The organism is Achromobacter sp. MYb9, assembly GCF_002975275.1.
GTDB lineage: Bacteria > Pseudomonadota > Gammaproteobacteria > Burkholderiales > Burkholderiaceae_B > Achromobacter.
In genome coordinates this window covers 57,797-80,005 of the sequence record NZ_PCOQ01000001.1, presented here as the reverse complement: position 1 = coordinate 80,005, position 22,209 = coordinate 57,797, and the positions used below count along the sequence as shown (strand labels likewise).

Annotated in this window: 20 protein-coding genes; 14 read left to right on the top strand and 6 right to left on the bottom strand. The window is 65.8% G+C overall.

The window, feature by feature from the left end; all coding sequences use genetic code 11:
* Positions 1 to 137 precede the first annotated feature (137 nt).
* Positions 138 to 1,529 (top strand): L-serine ammonia-lyase, encoded by a 1,392-nt coding sequence (locus tag CQ050_RS00410; protein WP_105554908.1) that lies wholly within the window; start codon positions 138 to 140, stop codon positions 1,527 to 1,529.
* A 92-nt stretch (positions 1,530 to 1,621) separates the two neighbouring features.
* Here CQ050_RS00410 and htpX read toward each other — a convergent pair whose 3' ends face one another.
* Positions 1,622 to 2,503 (bottom strand): protease HtpX, encoded by an 882-nt coding sequence (gene htpX / locus CQ050_RS00405; RefSeq protein ID WP_105554907.1) that lies wholly within the window; start codon positions 2,501 to 2,503, stop codon positions 1,622 to 1,624.
* A gap of 154 nt (positions 2,504 to 2,657) precedes the next feature.
* Here htpX and CQ050_RS00400 point away from each other — a divergent pair, with 154 nt between their 5' ends.
* Together CQ050_RS00400 and CQ050_RS00395 are read left to right on the top strand one after the other, a co-directional pair.
* Positions 2,658 to 3,512 carry a DMT family transporter gene (locus CQ050_RS00400; RefSeq protein WP_035213204.1) on the top strand — a complete coding sequence of 285 codons (855 nt, stop codon included), beginning with the start codon at positions 2,658 to 2,660 and terminating at the stop codon, positions 3,510 to 3,512.
* A gap of 30 nt (positions 3,513 to 3,542) precedes the next feature.
* Positions 3,543 to 4,394: a sulfurtransferase gene (locus CQ050_RS00395; protein WP_105554906.1), complete on the top strand. Its 852-nt coding sequence runs from the start codon at positions 3,543 to 3,545 to the stop codon at positions 4,392 to 4,394.
* A 77-nt stretch (positions 4,395 to 4,471) separates the two neighbouring features.
* Here the strand turns inward: CQ050_RS00395 and CQ050_RS00390 are convergent, their stop codons facing one another.
* Both CQ050_RS00390 and CQ050_RS00385 read right to left on the bottom strand, forming a co-directional pair.
* Positions 4,472 to 5,041 carry a phosphonate degradation HD-domain oxygenase gene (locus CQ050_RS00390; RefSeq protein WP_105554905.1) on the bottom strand — a complete coding sequence of 190 codons (570 nt, stop codon included), beginning with the start codon at positions 5,039 to 5,041 and terminating at the stop codon, positions 4,472 to 4,474.
* A 54-nt stretch (positions 5,042 to 5,095) separates the two neighbouring features.
* Positions 5,096 to 5,959 carry a LysR family transcriptional regulator gene (locus CQ050_RS00385; RefSeq protein WP_105555539.1) on the bottom strand — a complete coding sequence of 288 codons (864 nt, stop codon included), beginning with the start codon at positions 5,957 to 5,959 and terminating at the stop codon, positions 5,096 to 5,098.
* A 147-nt stretch (positions 5,960 to 6,106) separates the two neighbouring features.
* Between CQ050_RS00385 and CQ050_RS00380 the strand changes: the two genes are divergently transcribed.
* The 5 genes from CQ050_RS00380 (at position 6,107) to CQ050_RS00360 (ending at position 12,196) form a co-directional block, all read left to right on the top strand.
* Entirely contained in the window at positions 6,107 to 7,180 is a 1,074-nt protein-coding gene (locus CQ050_RS00380; RefSeq protein ID WP_105554904.1) for a putative 2-aminoethylphosphonate ABC transporter ATP-binding protein, read from the top strand.
* Complete coding sequence (locus CQ050_RS00375; protein ID WP_369868189.1) at positions 7,158 to 8,972, top strand: putative 2-aminoethylphosphonate ABC transporter permease subunit; 1,815 nt, start codon at positions 7,158 to 7,160, stop codon at positions 8,970 to 8,972. The genes CQ050_RS00380 and CQ050_RS00375 overlap by 23 nt, the downstream gene beginning before the upstream one ends.
* Positions 8,973 to 8,996: 24 nt before the next feature.
* Positions 8,997 to 9,818 carry a phosphonoacetaldehyde hydrolase gene (phnX, locus tag CQ050_RS00370; RefSeq protein WP_369868188.1) on the top strand — a complete coding sequence of 274 codons (822 nt, stop codon included), beginning with the start codon at positions 8,997 to 8,999 and terminating at the stop codon, positions 9,816 to 9,818.
* A 122-nt stretch (positions 9,819 to 9,940) separates the two neighbouring features.
* On the top strand, positions 9,941 to 10,963 hold the full coding sequence (locus tag CQ050_RS00365; RefSeq protein ID WP_105554902.1) for a putative 2-aminoethylphosphonate ABC transporter substrate-binding protein: 1,023 nt from the start codon (positions 9,941 to 9,943) through the stop codon (positions 10,961 to 10,963).
* Between the two features lie 102 nt (positions 10,964 to 11,065).
* Positions 11,066 to 12,196 carry a TIGR03364 family FAD-dependent oxidoreductase gene (locus CQ050_RS00360; RefSeq protein ID WP_105554901.1) on the top strand — a complete coding sequence of 377 codons (1,131 nt, stop codon included), beginning with the start codon at positions 11,066 to 11,068 and terminating at the stop codon, positions 12,194 to 12,196.
* 90 nt (positions 12,197 to 12,286) lie between these two features.
* Here CQ050_RS00360 and CQ050_RS00355 read toward each other — a convergent pair whose 3' ends face one another.
* From CQ050_RS00355 to CQ050_RS00345, 3 genes are all read right to left on the bottom strand, one after another.
* Positions 12,287 to 13,432, bottom strand: a complete 1,146-nt coding sequence (locus tag CQ050_RS00355; RefSeq protein ID WP_105554900.1) for an aromatic ring-hydroxylating dioxygenase subunit alpha — start codon at positions 13,430 to 13,432, stop codon at positions 12,287 to 12,289.
* Positions 13,433 to 13,725: 293 nt separating this feature from the next.
* The gene (locus CQ050_RS00350; RefSeq protein WP_105554899.1) at positions 13,726 to 14,736 is read right to left on the bottom strand and encodes an acyltransferase; all 1,011 of its coding nucleotides are present in this window, start codon (positions 14,734 to 14,736) and stop codon (positions 13,726 to 13,728) included.
* Positions 14,737 to 14,950: 214 nt separating this feature from the next.
* A complete protein-coding gene (locus CQ050_RS00345) occupies positions 14,951 to 15,919 on the bottom strand; it encodes a tripartite tricarboxylate transporter substrate binding protein (protein ID WP_105554898.1) in 969 nt (322 codons plus the stop codon).
* 170 nt (positions 15,920 to 16,089) lie between these two features.
* On the opposite strand from CQ050_RS00345, the gene CQ050_RS00340 reads away from it, so the two are divergent.
* The 6 genes from CQ050_RS00340 (at position 16,090) to CQ050_RS00315 (ending at position 22,044) form a co-directional block, all read left to right on the top strand.
* Entirely contained in the window at positions 16,090 to 16,944 is an 855-nt protein-coding gene (locus tag CQ050_RS00340; protein ID WP_105554897.1) for an IclR family transcriptional regulator, read from the top strand.
* Between the two features lie 83 nt (positions 16,945 to 17,027).
* The gene (locus CQ050_RS00335) at positions 17,028 to 17,294 is read left to right on the top strand and encodes an exodeoxyribonuclease VII small subunit (RefSeq protein ID WP_105554896.1); all 267 of its coding nucleotides are present in this window, start codon (positions 17,028 to 17,030) and stop codon (positions 17,292 to 17,294) included.
* Between the two features lie 7 nt (positions 17,295 to 17,301).
* Positions 17,302 to 18,213, top strand: a complete 912-nt coding sequence (locus tag CQ050_RS00330; RefSeq protein WP_105555537.1) for a polyprenyl synthetase family protein — start codon at positions 17,302 to 17,304, stop codon at positions 18,211 to 18,213.
* A 53-nt stretch (positions 18,214 to 18,266) separates the two neighbouring features.
* Positions 18,267 to 20,129, top strand: coding sequence for a 1-deoxy-D-xylulose-5-phosphate synthase (gene dxs, locus CQ050_RS00325; RefSeq protein WP_105554895.1), 1,863 nt, complete (start codon positions 18,267 to 18,269; stop codon positions 20,127 to 20,129).
* Between the two features lie 186 nt (positions 20,130 to 20,315).
* Positions 20,316 to 21,113: a GTP cyclohydrolase FolE2 gene (gene folE2 / locus CQ050_RS00320; RefSeq protein ID WP_105554894.1), complete on the top strand. Its 798-nt coding sequence runs from the start codon at positions 20,316 to 20,318 to the stop codon at positions 21,111 to 21,113.
* Between the two features lie 7 nt (positions 21,114 to 21,120).
* Complete coding sequence (locus tag CQ050_RS00315; RefSeq protein ID WP_105554893.1) at positions 21,121 to 22,044, top strand: DUF817 domain-containing protein; 924 nt, start codon at positions 21,121 to 21,123, stop codon at positions 22,042 to 22,044.
* The last annotated feature ends 165 nt before the right edge of the window (positions 22,045 to 22,209 follow it).

Genomic DNA, 22,209 nt, shown 5'->3' with positions numbered 1-22,209 from the left:
TCTGTAATGATCGCATGCCTGACCTGCCGGGGAAACCCGGGGGCCTGATACAGCATACGCCCGGCGGGGCTTTGCTGCGTATGGCGGTGGCTACGCGTATCATTGCCTGACTATTCTTTGATGTACTGGAGTTTTGCGTGGCCGTTTCCGTATTCGATCTGTTCAAGATAGGCATTGGCCCGTCTAGCTCCCATACGGTGGGCCCGATGCGGGCCGCCTTGCTTTTCGCGCAAGGCCTGGAACGTGACGGCCTGATGCCGCGCGTGGGTCATGTCCGCGCCGAGCTCTACGGATCACTTGGCGCCACCGGCAAGGGGCACGGCACCGACAAGGGCGTGCTGCTGGGCCTGATGGGCGAAGCCCCCGATACGGTCGACCCGGCCGCGATTGTCGGCATGGTCGCCTCGGTGCGCGCCAGCCGCCAATTGCCGCTGCTGGGCCGCTACCCGGTTCCTTTCATCGAAAAGGAACACATGGTGTTCTACCGCCGCGAGGCGATGGCCGAACACCCCAACGGCATGAAATTCCACGCCTTCGACGCCAACGGCGAGTCGTTGCGCGAATCGCGCTACCTGTCGGTGGGCGGCGGCTTCGTGGTGACGGCGGGCGCCTCGAACAGCCAGGTCATCGCCGCGCACAACCAGCTGCCGTACCCGTTCCGTTCGGGCCGTGAGCTGTTGGCCATGTGCCGCGAAAGCGGGCTGTCGGTGGCGCAGCTGATGATGCAGAACGAATTGACGTGGCGCGACGCCTCGGAAACCAGCAGCGGCCTGGACCGCATCTGGCAGGTCATGCAGGACTGCGTGGCGCGCGGCTGTGGCATCAATTATCCGGAAGCCGACGGCGAATTGCCCGGCCCGCTGCGGGTGCGCCGGCGCGCCCCCGAGCTATATCGCAATCTGACGCAGCGCGCCGAGCGCACGCTGTCCGACCCCTTGTCCGTGATGGACTGGGTGAACCTTTACGCCATGGCGGTCAACGAAGAGAACGCCGCGGGCGGCCGCGTCGTGACGGCGCCGACCAACGGCGCGGCGGGCATCATTCCGGCCGTCCTGCACTATTACGACCGCTTCGTGCCGGGTTCCAACCGCGAGGGCGTGCGGGAATTCCTGCTGACGGCCGCTGCGGTGGGCCTGCTGTACAAGTACAACGCCTCGCTGTCGGGCGCCGAAGTCGGCTGTCAGGGCGAGGTGGGCGTGGCGTGTTCGATGGCGGCCGGCGGGCTGGCCGCCGCCTTGGGGGGCTCGGTCGAGCAGGTCGAGAACGCCGCCGAGATCGGCATGGAACACAACCTGGGACTGACGTGCGATCCGGTGGGCGGTCTGGTGCAGATTCCCTGTATCGAACGCAACGCCATGGCCTCCATCAAGGCGGTGAATGCTGCCCGGATGGCGCTGCGCGGCGATGGGCAGCACTACGTGTCGCTGGACTCGGTGATCAAGACCATGCGCGAAACCGGCGCCGACATGAAGACCAAGTACAAGGAAACCGCGCGCGGCGGCCTGGCGGTGAACATCGTCGAATGCTGATGGCTGCCGGGCGCTGCCCATGAGAAAGCCCCTCCGAGGAGGGGCTTTTTACTGCCAGCCGCTAGCGTTGGGGCGCGAGCCCCGAGCCGGTTTTAGACGACACGCGCATTCTGCAGCGCGGCGATGCGGGACGGGATCGGCGGGTGCGAGGCGAACATGGCCGCCAGGCCGCCACGGCCGGTGATGCCCGAGGCTTCGAACGACTTGGGCAGGTCGCCCGGTTCCAGGCCGCCCAAACGGGCCAGGGCGCGGATCATGGGTTCACGCGCGCCCATCAGCTGAGCCGAACCGGCGTCGGCGCGGTATTCGCGCTGGCGCGAAAACCAGGCCACGATGATCGACGCCAGGACGCCGAAAATGATTTCACAGACCAGCACGGTGATGTAGTAGCCCGGGCCGATGCCGCGTTCGTTCTTGAACACGACGCGGTCGATGAAGTAGCCAACCACGCGGGCCAGGAACACCACGAACGTGTTCACCACGCCCTGGATGAGCGTCAACGTGACCATGTCGCCATTGGCGATGTGGGCCACTTCGTGCGCCAGCACGGCGGCGACTTCCTCTTCGCTCATGCTTTCCAGCAGGCCCGTCGACACGGCGACCAGCGAGTCGTTCTTGAACGCGCCGGTGGCGAACGCGTTGGGGGCGCCGTCATAGATGGCGACTTCGGGGCGGCCGATGCCGGCGCGGTCAGCCAACTGGTGCACGGTGTCGAGCAGCCAGGCTTCGCGCTGGTTGCGCGGGGCGTTGGGATCCAGCACTTGTGCGCCGGTGCTCCATTTGGCCATCGGCTTGCTGATCAGGAGCGAGATGATCGCGCCCGTGAAGCCCACGACGACCGAGAAAATCAGCAGGGCGTTGAGGTTCAGGCCGTTGGCGGTGATGTAGCGGTCTACGCCCAGAATGCGCAGCGTGGCCGACAGCACGAGCATGACGGCCAGGTTGGTGATGACGAACAAGACAATGCGTTTCATGTTTTTTGTGTTCCTCTGCGAGCGGGAAATACCCGGGTTCGACATCGCGGCGGCCCGCCAGTTCCCCGACTCGCCGGCGCCGCTCCCGGTGACGAAGAGTATAGTATCGCTTTCCCCTATTCCTCCCCCACTTTTCCCTTAGCGCAGACCCCCAATGCAGGCTCTCTGGATGTTGCTGGCGTCCGCCATGTTCGCCATCATGGGGTCGTTCGTGAAGCTCGGTACCGAGCACGGCGCCTCCCTCCCGCAGATCGTGCTGTTCCGCGGGCTGCCTTCGGTGATCCTTTTGCTGCTGTGGGCGCGCGCCGGCCGGCAATCCATCATTCCGACCAGCTGGAAACTGCATCTGTGGCGCAACCTGTCCGGCGTCACGTCGATGTGGCTGGGCTTCTTCGCCATTTCGCACCTGCCGCTGGCCACGGCCACCAGCCTGAACTACACCGCGCCGCTTTTCATCGCCTGCTGGATGCTGGGCTGGGGCGGCGCGCAGCGCGACCCGGTGCGCATCGTGGCGGTGGCGCTGGGCTTCCTGGGCGTGATCGCCGTGCTGCGGCCCAGCATCAATGACGACCAGTGGGTGGCCGCGGTGATGGGGATGGGCGCCGGCGCCATGTCGGCGATCGCCATGATGCAGATCCGCCAACTGGGCCGGATCGGCGAACCCGAATGGCGCACCGTGCTGTTCTTTTCCGTGGCGGTCTGCGTGTCCAGCGTCGCCGGGCTGTGGTTCGAAGGCTGGGGCCAGGCCGACTGGCAGGGCTACGCATCGCTGTTCGGCGTCGGCGTGGCCGGCATGTTCGGCCAGTTGGCCATGACGCGGGCGTTCGGCATGGGGTCCGCGCTGCTGACCGCGGCGCTGCAATACAGCACCATTATCTTCGCGGCCTTGCTGGGCATGGGCTTCTGGGGCGACCACCTGGACGGCGTGGCCTGGGCCGGCATGGGCTTGATCATTTCCGCGGGGCTGCTGTCGGTGTGGCGCACGATGCGCGACCCCAAGCCGGCCTGACCCGCGTTCCTCTCGACCCGGAGCACACGAATGACGATGACACTGATTTCCGCCGCCGATCTGGCCGCGCGCCTGGATACGCCCGATGTGCGCGTGTTCGACGTGCGCCACGACCTGACCAACCATGCGGCCGGCCGCCAGGCCTATGACGCCGGCCACATCCCCGGCGCCCGCTACCTGGACCACGAGACCGAACTGGCCGCGCCGCGCACCGGCAAGAACGGCCGCCATCCCTTGCCCGCGCGCGCCGAATTCGGCGCGCTGATGGCCGCGCACGGCGTGACGCCGCAGACGCTGGTCGTGGCTTACGACGCCAGCGGCGGCATGTATGCCGCGCACTTGTGGTGGATGCTGCGCTGGTTGGGCCATGACCGCGTGGCCGTGCTGGACGGCGGCTGGCAGGCCTGGGTGGCCGCCGGACTCCCGACCACGACCGAGGCCGCAGCCCCGGTGCAGGCCGGAAAACCCGTGGAGCCGGGCCCGTCCCTGGCGGGGGCCGTGGACGCCAACGCCGTGCTGGCCAACATCGCCCAGCCGTCCTTTACCGTGATCGACGCGCGCGCCGCCGACCGCTACCGCGGCGAGGTCGAGCCCATGGACCCGGTGGCGGGGCACATCCCGGGCGCATTGAACCGCCCCAACGGCGAAAACCTGCAAGCCGACGGCCGCTTCAAGAGCGCCGACCAACTGCGCGCCGAGTTCTCGGGCCTGCTCGGTGGCCGCGACCCGGCCGCCATCGTGCACCAGTGTGGCTCGGGCATCACGGCCTGCCACAACCTGCTGTCGATGGAGATCGCGGGCCTGACGGGATCGCGTCTGTATCCGGGCTCGTGGAGCGAGTGGTGCAGCGATCCGTCGCGACCGGTGGCCAAGGGCGCCTGAGGCGGCCGGGGCGGCTGGCGATCGTAGGCCAGGGCGGTTGCCCTGGCTTTTTTTCGCCGGCGTGTTTCTTTCAGCCGCTACCAGATCGCGGCAAGCTTGACCCGTCCCGAGACGCTTTCCGCGATCTCCAGGAAGTGGTCCAGCGGCGGCGTGGCCAGCCCCGGCACCTTGGCCATATCGTCCCAGCGTCTTAGACGAATCGCATCCGGCGCGCCGGGCATGCTGGCGAAATCCACCGCCTGGCCTGCGTCGAAACTGCCCCCCTGCAACGCCAGGCTGCGCTTTGAATCCTCGGAGAGCGACGCTTCATATTGCGGCTCCACATAGCAGAGGTAGCGCTTGGCTTCCACGTGCAGCCTGATCGGGTCCAGCACGGCCGAACTGAACAGGCCGCGCAGGAACGGCAGCACGAAATACTGGTGCTTGTCGTCGATGCCGCGCAGCGTGGGCGTGCCTGGCTGGTCGGCGATCAGATGGCCAAGGTCGTGCAGCAGGCAGGCGGTAATCAGTTGCGCATTGGCGCCATGGCGTTCGGCCAGCGCCGCCGTCTGCAGCGCATGCCGCAAATGGCTGACGGACTCGCCGTGATAGGAACGATGTCCGCGTTCCAGGAAAATCTGCTCGATATCTTGCAAGGTCAAGGCCATGGTTGTCTCCTGAGTGGCCGCAAGGGGGGAGAGGCGGGCAGTGACCCTGGCGGGTCAGCCGGCTGCCGGCGCCATCTCCAGAAAGCGCGCGATCAGTTGCACCGGTTGGCGCTCGCGCAGGCAGTACAGGTATTCGTTCATCACGATGTCCGCGCCCTGGATATCCAGGGCCGCCAGATCGGGGTGCGATGGAATTTCACGCGAGGGGATCAGGCTGATGCCCAAATCGCACAGGATGGCTTGGCGAATCGACTCGCGGCTGCCGATCTCCAGGGTGCGCCGCACGGCAACCCCGGCCGCCGCCAGGGCGTCCTCGGTCAGCTGTCGCGTCATGGAGCCCGGCTCACGCAGCAGCACCGCGTGGTCGGCCAGATCGGCCAGGCGGACCTGGCTGCGACGCGCCAAAGGGTGGTCGCGATGCGTCACCACACGGATCGGGTCGGCCGCAATCATCCGGCGGTACAGGTGCTTGTCATCCATCAGAAAGGAAGACGTGGCAATCTCGATGCGGTAGTCGTGCAATGCTTGCAGCATTGACTGCGAATTGCCGATCGTGACGGTCAGGTCGATGCCCGGATAACGCTGGTTGTATCGGCGCACCGTGTCCATGATGTAGAACGGGCCGGTGGCGCCGATGCGCAGATTGCCTTCGCGCAGGTCGCTGGCGTCGCGCAGCCGGAAATCGATCTCGGTTTCCTGCTGGACCAGCTTCTCGACCATGGGCATCAGGTTGTGGCCGGCGTCGGACAGGCGCATGCCGCGGCCTTGCCGGTGGAACAGTTCGATGCCGTAACGCGACTCCAGCTGGCGCAATTGCCCCGTCACCGTGGGCTGGCTGACGCCCAACTGGGCGGCGGCTTTGGTGACGGTGCCGCAGCGGGCCACGGCGTAGAAGGATTTGAGTTCGGCGACGAGCACGATGATGGGGGCGGGAAAGGGACGCAATGCGCAAGACCGCCAGTACACCAAAATAATTTGATGTTTTTATTACTGCATTTGCGCGAAGTGTCATAAACACTCAATACGCGCCTTCCATACTGCCTTCGTTCCCAGACCGGAGGCACCATGCCCCAACCGAATAACGCCTTCCTCTCAGTTCGAAATCTTGTGAAACGGTTCGGCAGCCATACGGCGCTGGCGGACGTTTCGCTGGATATCCGCGCCGGGGAACTGGTGTGCCTGCTGGGACCGTCCGGTTGCGGCAAGACGACCCTGCTGCGGGCCATCGCCGGGCTGGAGCGCCAGGACAGCGGCACGATCGTGTTGTCCGGCCGGGATATTTCGCGCGCCGAGCCGCAAGAGCGCGACTACGGCATCCTGTTCCAGTCCTATGCGTTGTTTCCCAACCTGACCGTGGCCCAGAACGTCGCCTACGGCCTGAGCGGCAAGCGCGCTCACCGCAAGCACGTCGCCAGCCGGGTCGAGGAAATGCTGGCCCTGGTGGGGCTGTCGGGCGCGGCGGAAAAATATCCGGGACAGATTTCCGGCGGCCAACAGCAGCGCGTGGCCCTGGCGCGGGCGCTGGCGCCGTCGCCGTCGCTGCTGCTGCTGGACGAGCCCATGTCCGCCCTGGACGCCCGGGTGCGCGAACACCTGCGCATCGAGCTGCGCGCCTTGCAGAAACGCCTGTCCATCACGACCCTGATGGTCACGCACGACCAGGAAGAGGCCATGGTGATGGCTGACCGCATCGCCGTGATGAACGGCGGCGTGATCGAACAGTACGGCACGCCGCGCGAGCTCTACCGCCAGCCGGGTTCGGCCTTCATTGCCGATTTCGTGGGCGAGGCGAACTGGCTGCCGTTCGAGCGCGTCGATGCCCACCGCGCCCGCGTGGGCCGGCAGGAACTGGCTGTGGACGAGGCGCTGGATGGCGCGTCGGGCAAGCTGTTCGTGCGTCCGGAAGCCGTGCGCGTCAGCATGGCGCGCCCGGAAGAACCCAACTCCATGCTGGCCGATGTGCTGGACGGCGTGTTCCTGGGCCGGGGCTATCGCCTGGCGCTGCGGCTGGAAGGCGTGCCCGGGTCAACCGTGCACTCCATCGTGTCCCCTGAAATCGGAGATGCCCTGTTGGGGCCTCACGCTGCCAGCCGTTGCTGGGTGGAGCTGCCGCGCCATGCGATTCGCGCCTACGCTTGATGACGCCGTGACGGGACCCTCCGCCGCCGAGGCCGCCGCCACCGCGGCCGCCATGCCCGCCTCGCCGCCGTCTCAGGCCGCCACCGCGGCCGTCCTGGGCCGCCGTCCGCTACCCGGCTGGATCGGCACGTTGGGATTGACGGCGGGGCAGGGCGCGCTCGTCCTGTTCCTGGTGCTGTTTCTGGCGTTACCGCTGGCGGCGATCCTGGCAAAGTCCGTCACCGACAGCGACGGCGCGTGGGCCGGCCTGTCTGTCGTCACCGGCATCATCGGCGCGGACGGTTTCATGGCCATGGTCGGGCGCAGCCTGACCGTCGGCATCGTCACGATGCTGCTGGTGGTGCCTTGCGCCTACGGTTTCGCTTATGGCTTGACCCGCACGCGCCTGCCCGGCAAGGGCCTGCTGCGTACCATCGCCTTGCTGCCGCTGCTGGCGCCGTCGCTTTTGCCAGGCATCGCGCTGGTCTATCTGCTGGGCAATCAGGGCCTGCTCAAGGGGCTGACGGGCGGCGCCACCATTTATGGTTTTTGGGGCATTGTCGTGGGCGAGGCCTTCTACACCTTTCCGCATGCCTTGATGATCTTGCTGACCGGCCTGACCCTGGCCGACGGCCGCCTGTATGACGCAGCGCGCGCCATGGGTGCCGGCTCGTGGCGCACCTTTCTTACCGTGACCCTGCCCGGCACGCGCTATGCCGTGTTTTCGGCCTGCTGCGTCGTGTTCACCTTGACGGTGACCGACTTCGGCGTGCCCAAGGTGGTGGGCGGCGACTACAACGTGCTGGCCATGGAGGCCTACAAGGCGGTGGTCGGCCAGCAGAATTTCCCCAAGGGCGCGGCCATCGGCATCTTGCTGTTGCTGCCCGCCTTGCTGACGTTCGTGCTGGACCGCCGGCTGCGCGCCCGCCAAGGCGCCCAGATGAGCGGCCGGGCGCAGCCCTACGTCTCGGGCGTTAACGTCCGGCGCGATGCGGCCTTCCTGGCGCTGGCCGGCGCGATGGCCGCCTTCCTGCTGCTGATTATCGGCGTGGCCGTCTGGGCATCGTTCGTGAAGATGTGGCCGTACAACCTGTCGCTGTCGTTGCGGTCCTATGATTTCGACAACATGGATGGCGGTGGCTGGCTGGCCTGGCGCAACAGCTTGCAGTTGGCGTTCTGCACGGCGGTGATCGGCACGGTGGTGGTGTTTGTCGGCGCCTGGATGATGGAGAAAGTGCCCGCGCGCGGCGGGGTGGCGCGCGGCTTGCGCGGCGCGGTGAGCATGCTGGCGTTGATGCCGATGGCCGTTCCCGGCCTGGTGCTGGGCCTGGGCTACATCTTTTTCTTCAATAGCCTGATGAACCCCTTGAACATGCTCTACGGGACGATGCCGCTGCTGATCCTGTGCACGGTCGTCCACTTCTACACCAGCGCGCATTTGACGGCGGCCACGGCGCTCAATGCCCTGGACCCCGAGTTTGAAGCCGCCTCGGCGTCGCTGAAGGTGCCGCGCATGACGACCTTCCTGCGCGTGACCTTGCCCATGTGCCTGCCCGCGGCGCTGGATGTCGCCCGTTACTTGTTCGTTTCCGCCATGACCACCGTGTCGGCCGTGGTGTTCCTGTACAGCCCGTCCACGGTGCTGGCTGCCGTCGCCGTGCTGAACATGGACGATGCCGGCTTCATCGGCCCGGCCGCCGCCATGTGCACCGTGATCATGGCCAGTTCCGCCGTCGCGGCGCTTGCGTTGCACCTGGCCAGCCGCGCGCTGGTGGCGCGCAGCCAGGCCTGGCGCCGACCCGCGGCCCTCTGAACGCTTATTTCTAGGATGACCCTCATGAAAGTTTCCCCTTTGCCCGTCCAGCTGGAAGCCGTGATCTTCGACTGGGCCGGCACGCTGGTCGACTTCGGTTCGTTCGCGCCCACCAAGGTGTTCGTGGATGCGTTTTCACAGTTCGGCATGGACGTGTCGTTGAAAGAAGCCCGCGGCCCGATGGGCGTGGGCAAGTGGAACCACATCCGCGCCCTGTGCGATCAGCCCGCCATCGCCGGCCAATACCAGGCCCAGTTCGGCCGCCTGCCGACCGACGAGGACGTGACCGCCATCTATGAACGCTTCCTGCCGATGCAGCTGGAAAAGGTCGCGCAGTATTCGGCGGCCATTCCCGGCGCGGCTGAACTGCTGCGCGCGTTGCGCCAGCGCGGCCTGAAGATCGGCTCCTGCTCGGGCTATCCCGCCAGCGTCATGCGCCGCGTCGTCGAACGGGCGGCCTCCGAAGGCCTGGAGCCCGACTGCATCGTGGCCAGTGATGACGTGCCGCGCGCGCGTCCGGCGCCGGCGATGGCGCTGAAGAACGTCGTGGAACTGGGCCTGACCGACGTCGCAGGCTGCATCAAGGTCGACGACACCTCGCCCGGCATCGAGGAAGGCCGCCGCGCCGGCATGTGGACGGTGGGCCTGCTGCTGTCGGGCAACGCCGCCGGCCTGACGCTGGACGAATACCTTAGCCTGGACGAAGCCGGGCGCGACAAGGCGCGCGCCGAGGCCACCCGCGAACTGTCGGCCGCCGCGCCGCACTATCTGATCGATACCGTGGCGGACCTGCCGGCCGTCGTGACCGATATCGACGCCCGTCTGGCGCGAGGCGAACGGCCCTGAACTAGCTCCTGACTGGCCGGCGCCGCCGGCCGCATTCCTCTTTCACCCCGCATACCGCAGCCGCAATCGCCGGCCGTGGCGGCGGCTCTCACCCTTTTTTCCGCTCTTCCACGGAGTTCCTCATGAATCGCTACAAGCTGCTTGCACTGGCCGCCGCCCTGACGGGCCTGATGGGCGCCGCCTCCGCCGAAACCACGCTGACGGTCTACACCGCGCTGGAAGCCGATCAGATCAAGGTCTACCAGGCCGCCTTCGAGCGCGCCAACCCCGACATCAAGATCCAGTGGGTCCGCGACTCCACCGGCATCATCGCCGCCAAGCTGCTGGCTGAAAAAAGCAACCCGAAGGCCGACGTGATCTGGGGCCTGGCCGGCACGGCGCTGGGCTTGATGGACAAGGAAGGCATGCTGCAACCCTACGCGCCCAAGGGGCTGGACCAGATCGCCGCCAACATGCGCGACGCCAAGGCCGAGCCGTCGTGGGTCGGCATGGACGGCTACGCCGCCGCCATCTGCTTCAACACCATCGAAGCCGAAAAGCAGAAGCTGCCCAAGCCCACGTCGTGGCAAGACCTGACCAAGCCCGTCTACGCCGGCAAGATCGTCATGCCGAACCCCGCCTCGTCGGGCACGGGCTTCCTGGACGTCAGCGCGTGGCTGCAGATCTTCGGTGAAGAAAAGGGCTGGGCCTACATGGACGCCTTGCACAAGAACATCGGTTCGTACACGCACTCGGGTTCGAAGCCTTGCAACATGGCCGCGGCGGGCGAATTCCCGATCGGCGTGTCGTTCGACTACCGCGCCGCCAAGCTGAAGGCCGACGGCGCGCCGGTCGAAGCCGTGTTCCCGTCGGAAGGCCTGGGCTGGGAAGTGGAAGCCACCGCCATCATGAAGGGCACGAAGAACCTGGAGGCCGCGCGCAAGCTGGCCGACTTCTCGGCCAGCCGCGAAGCCAACGAGCTGTACAAGGCCAACTTCGCGGTGCTGGCGATCCCGTCGATCGCCACGGTCAACCCGAACCTGCCGGCCGACCTGACCAAGCGCATGATCAAGAACGACTTCGTCTGGGCCGCCACGAACCGCGAACGCATCATCGCCGAATGGACGAAGCGCTACGACGGCAAGTCCGAGCCGAAGAAGAAGTAAGCGTCCGACCACGCAGCGGCGCGGCGCTTGCCGTGCCGCCGCTTACCGGAAGCGCCGCCACGCGGCGGCTTCCTCCGCTATTCCTCTAGCAATGTTCCTGAGATGAAAACTTACGACGTAATCGTGGTGGGCGCGGGCATGCTCGGCATCGCGCACGCCTGGGCGGCCGCCAAGCGCGGCCTGTCGGTGGCCGTGATCGAACGCAGCCGCCAGGCGCACGGCGCCACGATCCGCAACTTCGGCCAGGTCATCGTGACCGGCCAGGCGCCTGGCATGATGCTGTCGCATGCGCAGCAGGCCCGCGAACTGTGGCTGGATCTGGCCGACAAGGCCGGCTTCCACGTGCGCGCCAACGGCGCCCTGGTGCTGGCGCGCAATGCCGACGAGGCCGCCGTGCTGCAGGAGTTCGCGGATACGCGGCTTGCGCAGGAAGGCTACCGCGCCGACCTGCTGTCCGCCCGCGACGTGGCGGGTCTGTACGACGGGCAGTTGGCGCACCACTGCATGGGCCTGCGCGGCCACGACGACCTGCAGATCTATTCGCGCGAGGCGTTGCCTGCGATCACGCGCTACCTGGCGGAATCGCTGGGCGTGACGTTCATCACCGGGACGCTGGCGCGCGCCGTGGAAAATGGCGTGGTCGGCACCACCGCCGGCGATTTCCAGGGCAAGCACGTGTTCGTCTGCCCGGGCCACGACTACCTGACCTTGCTGCCCGAACGGTTCGCGCCGTTGAACCTGGAAATCACCCGCTTGCAGATGCTGCGCGCGGCTTTCGAGACGAACTCCATCGCGCTGGACCGTCCCGTGCTGACGGGGTTGTCGTGCGTGCATTACGGCGCCTTTTCGGACCTGCCGTCGGCGCAAGTCCTGCGTGACGTGATCCAGGCACGCACACCGATGCTGCTTGAGAACGGCATCCACCTGCTGATCAGCCCCACGCCCTATGGCGAACTGATCATCGGCGATTCGCACCGCTACGGGCAGGATGCGCTTCCATTCAACGACGAGGCCGTCGACAACGCCATGCTGGACCTGGCGTCGCAGGCGCTGGGCGCGCGATTGCGCGTGCTGGAGCGTTGGCAGGGTGTCTACGGCGCCCACGGCCCGGCGCCGTTCTCGGTGATGCCCGTGGACGCGGCGACGACCGTCGCCGTGATGCACTCGGGCGTCGGCATGACGGTGGGGCTGGCGATTGGCGAGCGAACGGTGGCGGGCGCGATCGGACACTGACGCGCTAACGCCTTGCACAAGAAAAAGGGCCTCGCACGAATGCGAGGCCCTTTCTTCGATTGCGGCGAACCCGCGTTTGCGGGGGCGCGACTAGATGTTGTGCATGATGCGCCGGTACCACTCGTGGAAGTGCTGCATGCCGTCTTCCATTGGCGACTGGTACGGGCCGGCTTCGTTCACGCCGCGCAGCATCAGGGCCTTGCGGCCCGCATCCATGCGTTCGGCGATCTCGTCGTCTTCGATGGCCGTTTCCATGTAGGCCGCGCGTTGCGCCTCGACGAATTCGCGTTCGAACGCCGAGATTTCCTCGGGGTAGTAGAACTCGACCACGTTGATCGTTTCCTGCGGGCTCTTCGGATACAACGTCGACAGCACCAGCACGTGCGGGTAAAGCTCGATCATGTGGGTCGGGAAATACGTGACCCACACCGCGCCGAAGTCCGGGGCGTCGCCGTCGCGGAACGACAGCAGGCGGTCGTGCCACTGCTTGTACACATCAGAACCCGGCTGTGCCAACGCGTTGTGCACGCCGACCTTCTGCAGGCTGTACCAGTCGTTGAATTCCCAGGTCAGGTCGTCGCAGGTGACGAAGCGGCCCAGGCCGGGATGGAACGGACCGACGTGGTAGTCCTCGAGGTAGACCTCGATGAAGGTCTTCCAGTTGTAGTTGCACTGATGCACTTCGACATGGTCGAGCACGTAGTCGCCGAAGTTGAACTCCGGGCGCGAGAACAGCGGGGCCATGTCCGAGGCCGGGTCGCGCGGGCCTTCGAACAACAGGCCGTGGCAATCGCGCAGGCGGAACTTCTGCAAGTTCATGCAGGGCGTGGTCTCGAATTGGGGCGCGCCCAACAACTCGCCTTGGTTGTTGTACGTCCAGCGGTGCAGCGGGCAAACGATGTTGCCGCCGGTGGCTTTCAGATTGCCTTGGGAATTGCAGTTGCCGGCCACATTGCCGGCCTCGCCGCCCAGCATCAACGCCTGACGGTGACGGCAGACATTTGAGATGAGTTCAACGCCTTGCTGGTTGCGAACCAGCACGCGCCCTGCGTTTTCCTGAACCAACGTACGCCAATCCCCGATTTCGGGCACCAATTTCTGGTGGCCGACATATTGCGAGGATTGCTTGAAAATGAGTTCTTGCTCGCGGGCAAAGAGGGCTTCGTCAAAGTAAGCACTGACGGGTAGCTGGGTGCGAGCTGGCACGACATGTGCCATCCGACCGATGTCGGTCATGATTCCCTCCGCTCGGATAAAAAAGCCAGGACGGTTTGAACTCTGCCAAGCGCTTTTGTTCAAGCCCAGCGATTTTGCGAACTGCTTTTGCAAACGCTTGAGCTCAACAGTCGAGCTTGGCTAAATCCATGCTGGCGCGAAGAAAAATCGGTGTCTGGCCGATCAAATAAGCCGTGAATTGTACCCCAAGGGATTCCCCCACGCCCGTGAAGATCCGTGAAGCTTGGTGAAGTTGAACAGGGGGATGTCCGGCGGGGCGTAAAACCCCATTAACCCTTCGTGGCGTAGGTCTTTCAGACGAGGCGGCGGGTGGCCGGATGGCGTCGCAGCAGCCAGCTGCTGGCGGCCGACAGGGCGAACACGGCCACGGTCAGCAAGGGCACGGTCCAGGCATCGCGGTCCCCGCCGGTGAATGCGCCCGCGCGCCGCGCCACGTCGAGGAACACCGGGTGGATCAGATAGACGCCGAAGGTCAGCGGCGCCAGCGCAGCCAGCCGCGGCAGGCGTGGCGACGAGACGATCCATTGGAACGCGGCCAGCGACATGAACGGCACCGTCAGGCTGAAATAGTCATAGAAATAGGTGTCCAGCGCATGGCCATTGGACATGACGCTTACGCCCAGCGCGGTGGCGGCCACGCTGGCCGCCAGCATCAGGCCGGGCCGGGGAATGCGCATTTCGCCGTCAAAAATCAGACGGCCGGCCACGAAGTACCCCAGATAGGGCAGGAACCAGGTCAGGAAGAAGCCGTGCGGGGCGCCCAGCGCGCGTCGGTACAGCGCGTCCAGGATTGCCACGCCCAGAATGCCCACGACCCAAAGGGCGCGGCCGCGCGGCGTGCTCCGCGCATACAGCAGGCGGGCCAGCGGGGCGAACAGGTACAGGCCCACGATCATGTACAGGTACCAGAGGTGGTAGTACGGTTCGCCCTGGACGACCTTGCGCGGCCAGAACGAAAAGTCCACGCGCCCGTCGTCCCACCAGTCCAGGCCCGTGCGCCATGCCAGATAGAACAAGGTCCAGAAGACCAGCGGCGCGCAGATGCGCGCCATCCGGCGGCTGTAGAACGTGAGCGCGTCGCTGGGCTTGCCGGGGTCCAGCAGCAGGGCGCCGCTGACCATCACGAAGACGGGCACGCACCAACGCGCCGCCGAGTCATAAAGATTGGCGGCCAGCCAGGCGCCGCGGCCATAGGCGGCCGGGTCGCTGACGATCAGCGCCGCGCTATGCAGCAGCACGACCGCCACGGCCGCCAGCCAGCGGGCGGCGTCCAGGCGGGCGTATCGGTCTTCGGTATCAGGCAATCCGGGCTCCCGCTGGTGAATCCTTTTTCACCTTAGCAGCGGCATGCGCCCGGCTTCTGTATCCAGCGGTTAGGCAAGGCGTAAAAAACCGACAGGACCCGAATGGGCGCTGTCGGTGGAAAGAGTGGCGGACCGAGAGGCCCGCCACCGTTTCGCGGGCCGGCAAGGCCGCGAACGATTTGTCACTAAACCGTTGGCGGGCAACCGTGCGCGCTTATTGCAGGACGATGTTGGCCTGTTTGATCAGTTGCGACACGATCGGTTGTTCGGTCTTGATCTGCTTGTCCAATTCGGCCGCCGTGCCCGAGCGCGGGTCGATGCCCATGTCCAGCATGCGCTTCTTCACGGCTTCGTCCTGCAAGGTCTCGGTCAACGCGGCCTGCAGTTTTTCCAGCACCGGAGCCGGCGTGCCCTTGGGCGCCACGAAGCTGAACCAGGCCGTCATGTCGAAGGCAGGGTAGCCCTCTTCGGCCAGCGTCTGCAGCTTGGGCAGCGTTGCCAGCCGAGACGGGCTGGTGATGGCGAAGACCTTGACCTTGCCGGCGTCCGCCTGCGGCATGCCGGTGGCGACCATGTCGAAGAACAGGTCCACGTCGCCGCTGATCAGCGCGGGCAGGGCCTGGGTCGCGCCCTTGAAGGGGACGTGCAGGATGTCGATGCCGGCGCGTTCCTTGAACAGTTCGCCCGCCAGGTGCGACGACGTGCCGGGGCCGAAGGTTGCGAACGTCAGCTTGCCCGGATTCTGCTTGGCGTAGGCCACCACGTCCTGCGTGCTGTTGAACGGCCGCTTGGGGCTGGACAGCAGCACCAGCGGGCCGACGCCCACCATGCCGATGCGGGCGAAGCCGTCCGGGTCGTAGGGCAGTTCCTTATACAGGTAGCGGTTGGTCACCAGTGTCGAGTTCGTGGCCATCAGAATGGTGTAGCCGTCCGGCTGTTCCCGCGACACGAACGCCGCCCCGATGGACGTGCCCGCGCCTGCCTTGTTTTCCACGATCATGGGCTGGCCCAAGGTCTTGGCCATGCGTTCGGCCAGGATGCGGGTCAGCACATCGGTGGCGCCGCCCGCCGGGAAGGGCGAGACGACCTTGATGGGCCGTGCCGGATACGTGTCGGCGTGTGCGCCCAGCGCGGCGGCGCTGAGCAGTACGGTGGCCAGCAGTTTGATACTCGTGCGAATCATGTTTTCCCCTTGAAATCGCGTGCGTGAGTGGAGGACGGGCTTGGCTTGGCCGGATCGCGCCGCCAGGGGCGCCACAGTGGCTTGCCAAGTCTCCTTGAATCATTTAAATTCCGTTATATGGAATTTAGTTTTGTTATTCGAAATAAACTATAAAAACGAAGCGAATAGAAATGCAATCTTTTTCTGATGCCAAGCGGGTAATCCATGCGGCCACCAAGCCCGACGAAAGGCTGGAACTTAGCCAGCCGGCGCGCCGCAAGCGCACGGCCGGCGTGGGCGAGGGCGCCAATTCCCCCGATTTCATCACCGCGCTGGCGCGGGGGCTGGACGTGCTGCGCTGCTTTCGCCATGGCGTGACCGCGCTGGGCAACCTGGACCTGGCGCGCCTGACCGGCCTGCCCAAGCCCACCATCAGCCGGATCACCTACACGCTTACCGAGCTGGGCTACCTGCGTTATCACCCGGATACCGGCAAGTACTCGCCCGGCTATGGCGTGCTGGCGCTGGGCTTTGGCCTGCTGGCCGGGCTCGAGGTGCGCGAACTGGCCAAGGCCTCGATGACCGAACTGGCCCGCGACACTGGCGGCGCGGTCGCGCTCGGCGCGTTCGACGGCGACGCCATGACCTATGTCGAAGCGATCCACGGATCTTCCGCGCTGTACCTGCGCCTGCCGGTCGGCTATCGCGCCAGCCTCGACAGTGCAATGGGCCGGGCCTATCTGGCCAGCCTGCCGCCTGGCGCGTGCGACGAGACGATGGCGCGCCTGGAGGCCGCCGCGCCGCCCGTTGACGCCATTGCCCGTGCACGCGAGCAACTCCAGGAATCAGGCTGCTGCTTCGCCATTGGCGAGTGGCAGTCGGGCATCAACGCCGTCGCGGTGCCGTTTACGTCCATCACCGGCGAAGGCGTCTTCGTGATGAGCTGCGGCGGCCCTGCCAGCCTGTTGCCGGAACCCGAGCTGCGCACGCGCGTGGCGCCCGCGCTGCGGGCGGCGATCGCGGGTCTTGCGGGGGCATCCGCATGATCGCGCGGGCGTAGCCGGCTCCGGCGTGGCGATCTCGTACAATTCGGAGATTGATCCACCCCCTAGCGCCCTCGGAGACCCGTTTGGCCAAACCCACACAAGCCGATCCGCAGATCGACGACCGTCCCTTGCCCCAGGATTTCGAAACGGCCCTGGCCGAATTGGAGTCATTGGTTGCGGCCATGGAAGATGGATCGTTGCCGCTTGAGCAATCGCTGGCCGCCTACCGGCGCGGCGTTGCGCTCACCCGGGTCTGCCAAGACCGCTTGGCGCAGGCCGAACAGCAGGTGAAGGTCCTGGAGGGCGACTTGCTGCGCCCACTGGACCCCGCGGCGCTGGATGACGAATAAGAATCCGATGAAGCAAACTCAACTCGCTTTTCCGGAGTGGCTGCAGGGTCGCGTGCGGCACGTCGAAGACGTCCTGGACGACCTGATGCCGCCCGCGGATGTGCTGCCGGTCCGCCTGCATGAAGCCATGCGCTACGCCGTCCTGGGTGGCGGCAAGCGGGTACGCGCCGCGATGGTCTATGCCGCCGGCCAAGCCTGCCCGGTCAGCGGCAGCGTGCTGGCCATCGAGGCCTCGCTGGACCGTGCCGCCGCGGCGGTGGAACTGATCCACGCGTATTCGCTGGTCCACGACGACTTGCCTTGCATGGACGACGATACGCTGCGCCGTGGCCAGCCCACCACGCACGTCAAGTTCGACGAAGCCACCGCCATGCTGGCGGGCGATGCCTTGCAGCCGCTGGCCTTCGACCTGTTGGCCTCGATGCCGATCGCGCCCGCCCTGGTCGTGCAGGCCACCCAGTCGCTGGCGCGCGCCGCCGGCAGTCAAGGCATGGCGGGCGGCCAGGCCATCGACCTGCTCAGCGTCGGCCGTTCCCTGTCGCGCGACGATCTGCAAACCATGCACAGCATGAAGACCGGCGCCATGCTGGCCTGCAGTGTCGCGCTGGGCGGCATCGTCGCGGGCGCCAGCTCGGCCTCGCGCCAGGCGCTGGACGCCTATGCGCAAGCGATGGGCCTGGCCTTCCAGGTCGTGGACGATATTCTTGATGTGACCGCCGACACGGCCAGCCTGGGCAAGACCCCGGGCAAGGACGCGGCGGAGAACAAGCCGACGTACGTGTCGCTCCTGGGCTTGTCCGAGGCGCGGGCGTTCGCCGACGAATTGCGTGAAGCGGCGCTGGCGGCGTTGGCGCCTTTGGGCGATGCTGGCGGGCGTCTGGCGCAATTGGCCGACTTCATCGTCCTTCGAGACCGCTGATCCGTGACCAGCCCGGCCTGAATTCATGCCGGGTCAACGAACCCCATAAAAGCATGACGACTGATTTATTGGACCGCATTCAATCCCCGGCAGACCTCAAGCGCCTGGATCGTCGCGAGCTGAAAAAGCTAGCGGACGAACTGCGCGGCTTCGTGCTGGAGTCGGTATCCAAAACGGGCGGGCACCTGTCGTCCAACTTGGGCACGGTCGAGCTTACGCTGGCGCTGCACCAGGTGTTCGACACGCCGCATGACCGCATCGTCTGGGACGTGGGCCACCAGTCCTACCCGCACAAGATCCTGACCGGGCGCCGCGCCGGCATGGCGCAACTGCGTCAGGCGGGCGGGATTTCGGGCTTTCCCAAGCGCAGCGAATCCGAATACGACGCCTTTGGCACCGCGCATTCGTCCACGTCCATCTCGGCCGCGCTGGGCATGGCGGTCGCGTCGCGCAACGCCGGCGTGCAGCGTCAGCACATCGCCGTCATCGGCGATGGCGCCATGTCCGCCGGCATGGCGTTCGAGGCCATGAACAACGCGGGCGTCACGCCCAACATCAACCTGCTGGTGATCCTGAACGACAACGACATGTCGATCTCGCCGCCGGTGGGGGCGCTGAACCGCTATCTGGCGCGCCTGATGTCGGGCCGCTTCTACGCCGCGGCCAAGAATGTCGGCCGTGCCGTCTTGCAGCATGTGCCGCCGGTGCTTGAGCTGGCGCGCCGGTTCGAAGAGCATGCCAAGGGCATGGTCACGCCGGCCACGCTGTTCGAAGAGTTCGGCTTCAATTACGTCGGCCCCATCGACGGCCACGACCTGGACGCCCTGGTGCCCACGTTGCAGAACCTCAAGGCCTTGCAAGGCTTGCAGTTCCTGCACGTGGTCACGAAGAAGGGGCAGGGCTACAAGCTGGCCGAAGCTGATCCGGTGCTGTATCACGGGCCGGGCAAGTTCGATCCCGCCGTCGGCATCCAGCAATCCAAGGCGCCCGGCAAGCGCACCTTCACCCAGGTGTTCGGCGGCTGGCTGTGCGACATGGCCGAACAGGATTCGCACCTGGTCGCCGTCACGCCCGCCATGCGCGAAGGCAGTGGCCTGGTGGAATTCGAAAAGCGGTTCCCGCTGCGCTATTTCGACGTGGGCATCGCCGAGCAGCACGCCGTGACGTTTGCCGCCGGCATCGCCTGCGAAGGCCAGAAGCCTGTCGTCGCGATCTACTCCACCTTCCTGCAGCGCGGCTACGACCAGCTCATCCATGACGTGGCCTTGCAGAACCTGGACGTGACCTTCGCGCTGGATCGCGCGGGCATCGTGGGCGCCGATGGCGCCACCCATGCCGGCAACTATGACACCGCGTTCCTGCGCTGCGTGCCGAACATGGTGGTCGCCACGCCGTCGGACGAAAGCGAAACGCGTCTGCTGCTGTCCACCTGTTATCAGTACCCCGGCCCGGCATCCGTGCGCTATCCGCGCGGCGCGGGCTGCGGCGCGCCGGAAGGCGCCGGGCTGGACACGGTTGAATTGGGCCGTGGCGTGGTGCGCCGCGAAGGCAAGAAGATCGCCATCCTGGGCTTCGGCACCCTGGTGCAGGCCGCGTTGGCGGCCGCCGGCAAGCTGGACGCCACGGTGGCCGACATGCGCTTCGTCAAACCCATTGACCGCGAACTGATCCTTGACCTGGCGGCCCGGCACGATGCGCTGGTTACGCTGGAAGACGCGTCCATCATGGGCGGGGCGGGCAGCGCGGTGCTCGAGACCCTGAGCGCCGCCGGCGTGCAGATTCCCGTGCTGCAGCTGGGTTTGCCGGACGCCTTCATCGACCATGGCGAACAATCGGCCCTGTTGGCGGGCATCGGCCTGGATGCCGCCGGCATCGAGCAGTCGATCCGCGCCCGCTACGCCGATCTGCTGGCCTGACGGGTTTAGGGTTCCGGGCAAAGGCGACGCTTTTGTCCGGCATATGAAACACACTGTTCCGGCCCCGCCAACCTACGGATAGAAGGGTTTTCCCTGGCGGTTGCCGGGGTTTGGGCGATAATGGCCGTCTCTCAAAGTTTCCTAGGCCGTGCGCGAGCGACTGATTGCCTAGACAGGTAAGCTGACATGAATTCTCCGATCGACCCCGCCATCGTGATGCCCGACGTCCAGAGCTCGGCGGACACCCGGCACATCCCGATTCAACGCGTGGGCATCCGTGGCGTGCGCCACCCCATGCTGATTGAAAGCGGCGATGGCTCGGCCCAAGGCACTGTCGCCAACTGGACGCTGACGGTGGCGCTGCCGCCCGAAGAAAAAGGGACACATATGTCCCGTTTCGTCGCGCTGCTGGAAAAATACCGCAGCACCCCCATGACGCCGACGCTGTTCCGCGCCATGGCGGCCGACATGCTGCCGTTGCTGCATGCCGACCGTGGCGACATCACGGCGTCGTTCCCGTATTTCATCAACAAGTCGGCGCCGATCTCCGGCGTGCAAAGCCTGCTGGACTACGAAGTCCAGTGGATCGCGCGTGCCCAGGGCGATGGCGTCGAATTCGAACTGATCGTGCAGGTGCCCGTCACCAGCCTCTGTCCGTGTTCCAAGGCCATCTCGGAATATGGCGCGCACAACCAGCGCTCGCATGTCACGGTGTCGGCGATCCTCAGCGACGACATCAGCATGGATGGTGTCATTCGCCTGATCGAAGAGGAAGGCTCGTGCGAACTCTGGGGCCTGCTCAAGCGCCCTGACGAAAAGTACGTGACCGAGCGCGCCTACGACAACCCCAAGTTCGTCGAAGACCTGGTGCGCGACGTGGCCGCCCGCCTGAACGCGCATCCGGGTATCGCCCGCTATCGCGTCGAAGCCGAAAACTTCGAATCGATCCACAACCACTCGGCCTACGCCGTCGTGGAAGGCTGAGCGTTCCGTGAGCCATCCGGCGGCCAGGGACTGGCCGCTTATCGCGGGGCTGCAAGAGTGGGAATCGCGGCTGGCCAGCAATTTGGCCGGCCGCGGCCGTTTTGGCGTCGCGTTCTACGAGTTCTTCCGCTTTGGCGCAAAGCAGGCCTGGGCCTGTCTGTTCGGCGGCCTGATGTGCGCGCTGTTGTTGGGCACGCACTGGTGGTATCCCAAGGATGCGCTGCTGGCCCGCTACGATTTCCTGACCCTTGCCGCGCTGGGCATTCAGGCCGTGCTGCTGGCGCTGCGCATGGAGACCTGGAGCGAAGCCCGCGTGATCCTCATGTTCCATGTGGTGGGCACCGGCATGGAACTCTTCAAGACGGCGGCGGGGTCCTGGATCTATCCCGAGGCCAGCGTGCTCCGGATTGGCGGCGTGCCGCTGTTCACGGGTTTCATGTATGCGGCGGTGGGCAGCTACCTGGCCCGGGTGTGGCGCCTGTTTGATTTCCGCTTCCGCGCCCATCCGCCGATGGCCGCGACCGTGGCGCTGTCGGTGCTGATCTATGTGAATTTCTTCGCGCACCACTTCATCATGGATTTCCGCTGGGCGCTGTTCGGCTTGACGGCGGCGCTGTTCGCGCGCACCTGGGTGTATTTCCGGATCTGGCGCGTCTACCGGCGCATGCCGTTGCTGCTGGGTTTCGTGCTGGTGGCCCTGTTCATCTGGTTTGCCGAAAATATCGGCACCTTTGCCAATGCCTGGCGCTATCCCAACCAGTCGCATGCCTGGGAATGGGTGTCGATCGCCAAGCTGGGCTCGTGGTTCCTCTTGATGATCATCAGCTATGTGATGGTCAGCGTGGTCAACCGGCCACAGGCAATCGGTGTTGCCGATCTGCCTCAGCCAGTTGCCCAAGGCGATGGAAATAGCCCGTCCCTTATTTCCTGAGCCCCTTGCGGCTTGCGCCATGCCGTCCGATCGGTGATAATCGAGGGCTTTCTTGCTCGACCGCCCATGGTTTTTGGGTAGCGGGCTGCCCCTTGCGGGCCGACGTCTTAGCGTGCTGAAACCCTACCGGGACCCCAAAATGGAGCAATCCGCGGCGGTGGACCA

What these genes read in the sequence shown, in the direction of transcription:
- CQ050_RS00390 (WP_105554905.1), bottom strand. Translation starts at nt 5,041, where the DNA reads ATGGCCTTGACCTTGCAAGATATCGAGCAGATTTTCCTGGAACGCGGA.
- CQ050_RS00330 (WP_105555537.1), top strand. Translation starts at nt 17,302, where the DNA reads ATGAAGCAAACTCAACTCGCTTTTCCGGAGTGGCTGCAGGGTCGCGTG.
- htpX (WP_105554907.1), bottom strand. Translation starts at nt 2,503, where the DNA reads ATGAAACGCATTGTCTTGTTCGTCATCACCAACCTGGCCGTCATGCTC.
- CQ050_RS00365 (WP_105554902.1), top strand. Translation starts at nt 9,941, where the DNA reads ATGAATCGCTACAAGCTGCTTGCACTGGCCGCCGCCCTGACGGGCCTG.
- CQ050_RS00375 (WP_369868189.1), top strand. Translation starts at nt 7,158, where the DNA reads ATGCGATTCGCGCCTACGCTTGATGACGCCGTGACGGGACCCTCCGCC.
- CQ050_RS00345 (WP_105554898.1), bottom strand. Translation starts at nt 15,919, where the DNA reads ATGATTCGCACGAGTATCAAACTGCTGGCCACCGTACTGCTCAGCGCC.
- CQ050_RS00340 (WP_105554897.1), top strand. Translation starts at nt 16,090, where the DNA reads ATGCAATCTTTTTCTGATGCCAAGCGGGTAATCCATGCGGCCACCAAG.
- CQ050_RS00395 (WP_105554906.1), top strand. Translation starts at nt 3,543, where the DNA reads ATGACGATGACACTGATTTCCGCCGCCGATCTGGCCGCGCGCCTGGAT.
- CQ050_RS00380 (WP_105554904.1), top strand. Translation starts at nt 6,107, where the DNA reads ATGCCCCAACCGAATAACGCCTTCCTCTCAGTTCGAAATCTTGTGAAA.
- CQ050_RS00360 (WP_105554901.1), top strand. Translation starts at nt 11,066, where the DNA reads ATGAAAACTTACGACGTAATCGTGGTGGGCGCGGGCATGCTCGGCATC.
- dxs (WP_105554895.1), top strand. Translation starts at nt 18,267, where the DNA reads ATGACGACTGATTTATTGGACCGCATTCAATCCCCGGCAGACCTCAAG.
- phnX (WP_369868188.1), top strand. Translation starts at nt 8,997, where the DNA reads ATGAAAGTTTCCCCTTTGCCCGTCCAGCTGGAAGCCGTGATCTTCGAC.
- CQ050_RS00400 (WP_035213204.1), top strand. Translation starts at nt 2,658, where the DNA reads ATGCAGGCTCTCTGGATGTTGCTGGCGTCCGCCATGTTCGCCATCATG.
- folE2 (WP_105554894.1), top strand. Translation starts at nt 20,316, where the DNA reads ATGAATTCTCCGATCGACCCCGCCATCGTGATGCCCGACGTCCAGAGC.
- CQ050_RS00355 (WP_105554900.1), bottom strand. Translation starts at nt 13,432, where the DNA reads ATGACCGACATCGGTCGGATGGCACATGTCGTGCCAGCTCGCACCCAG.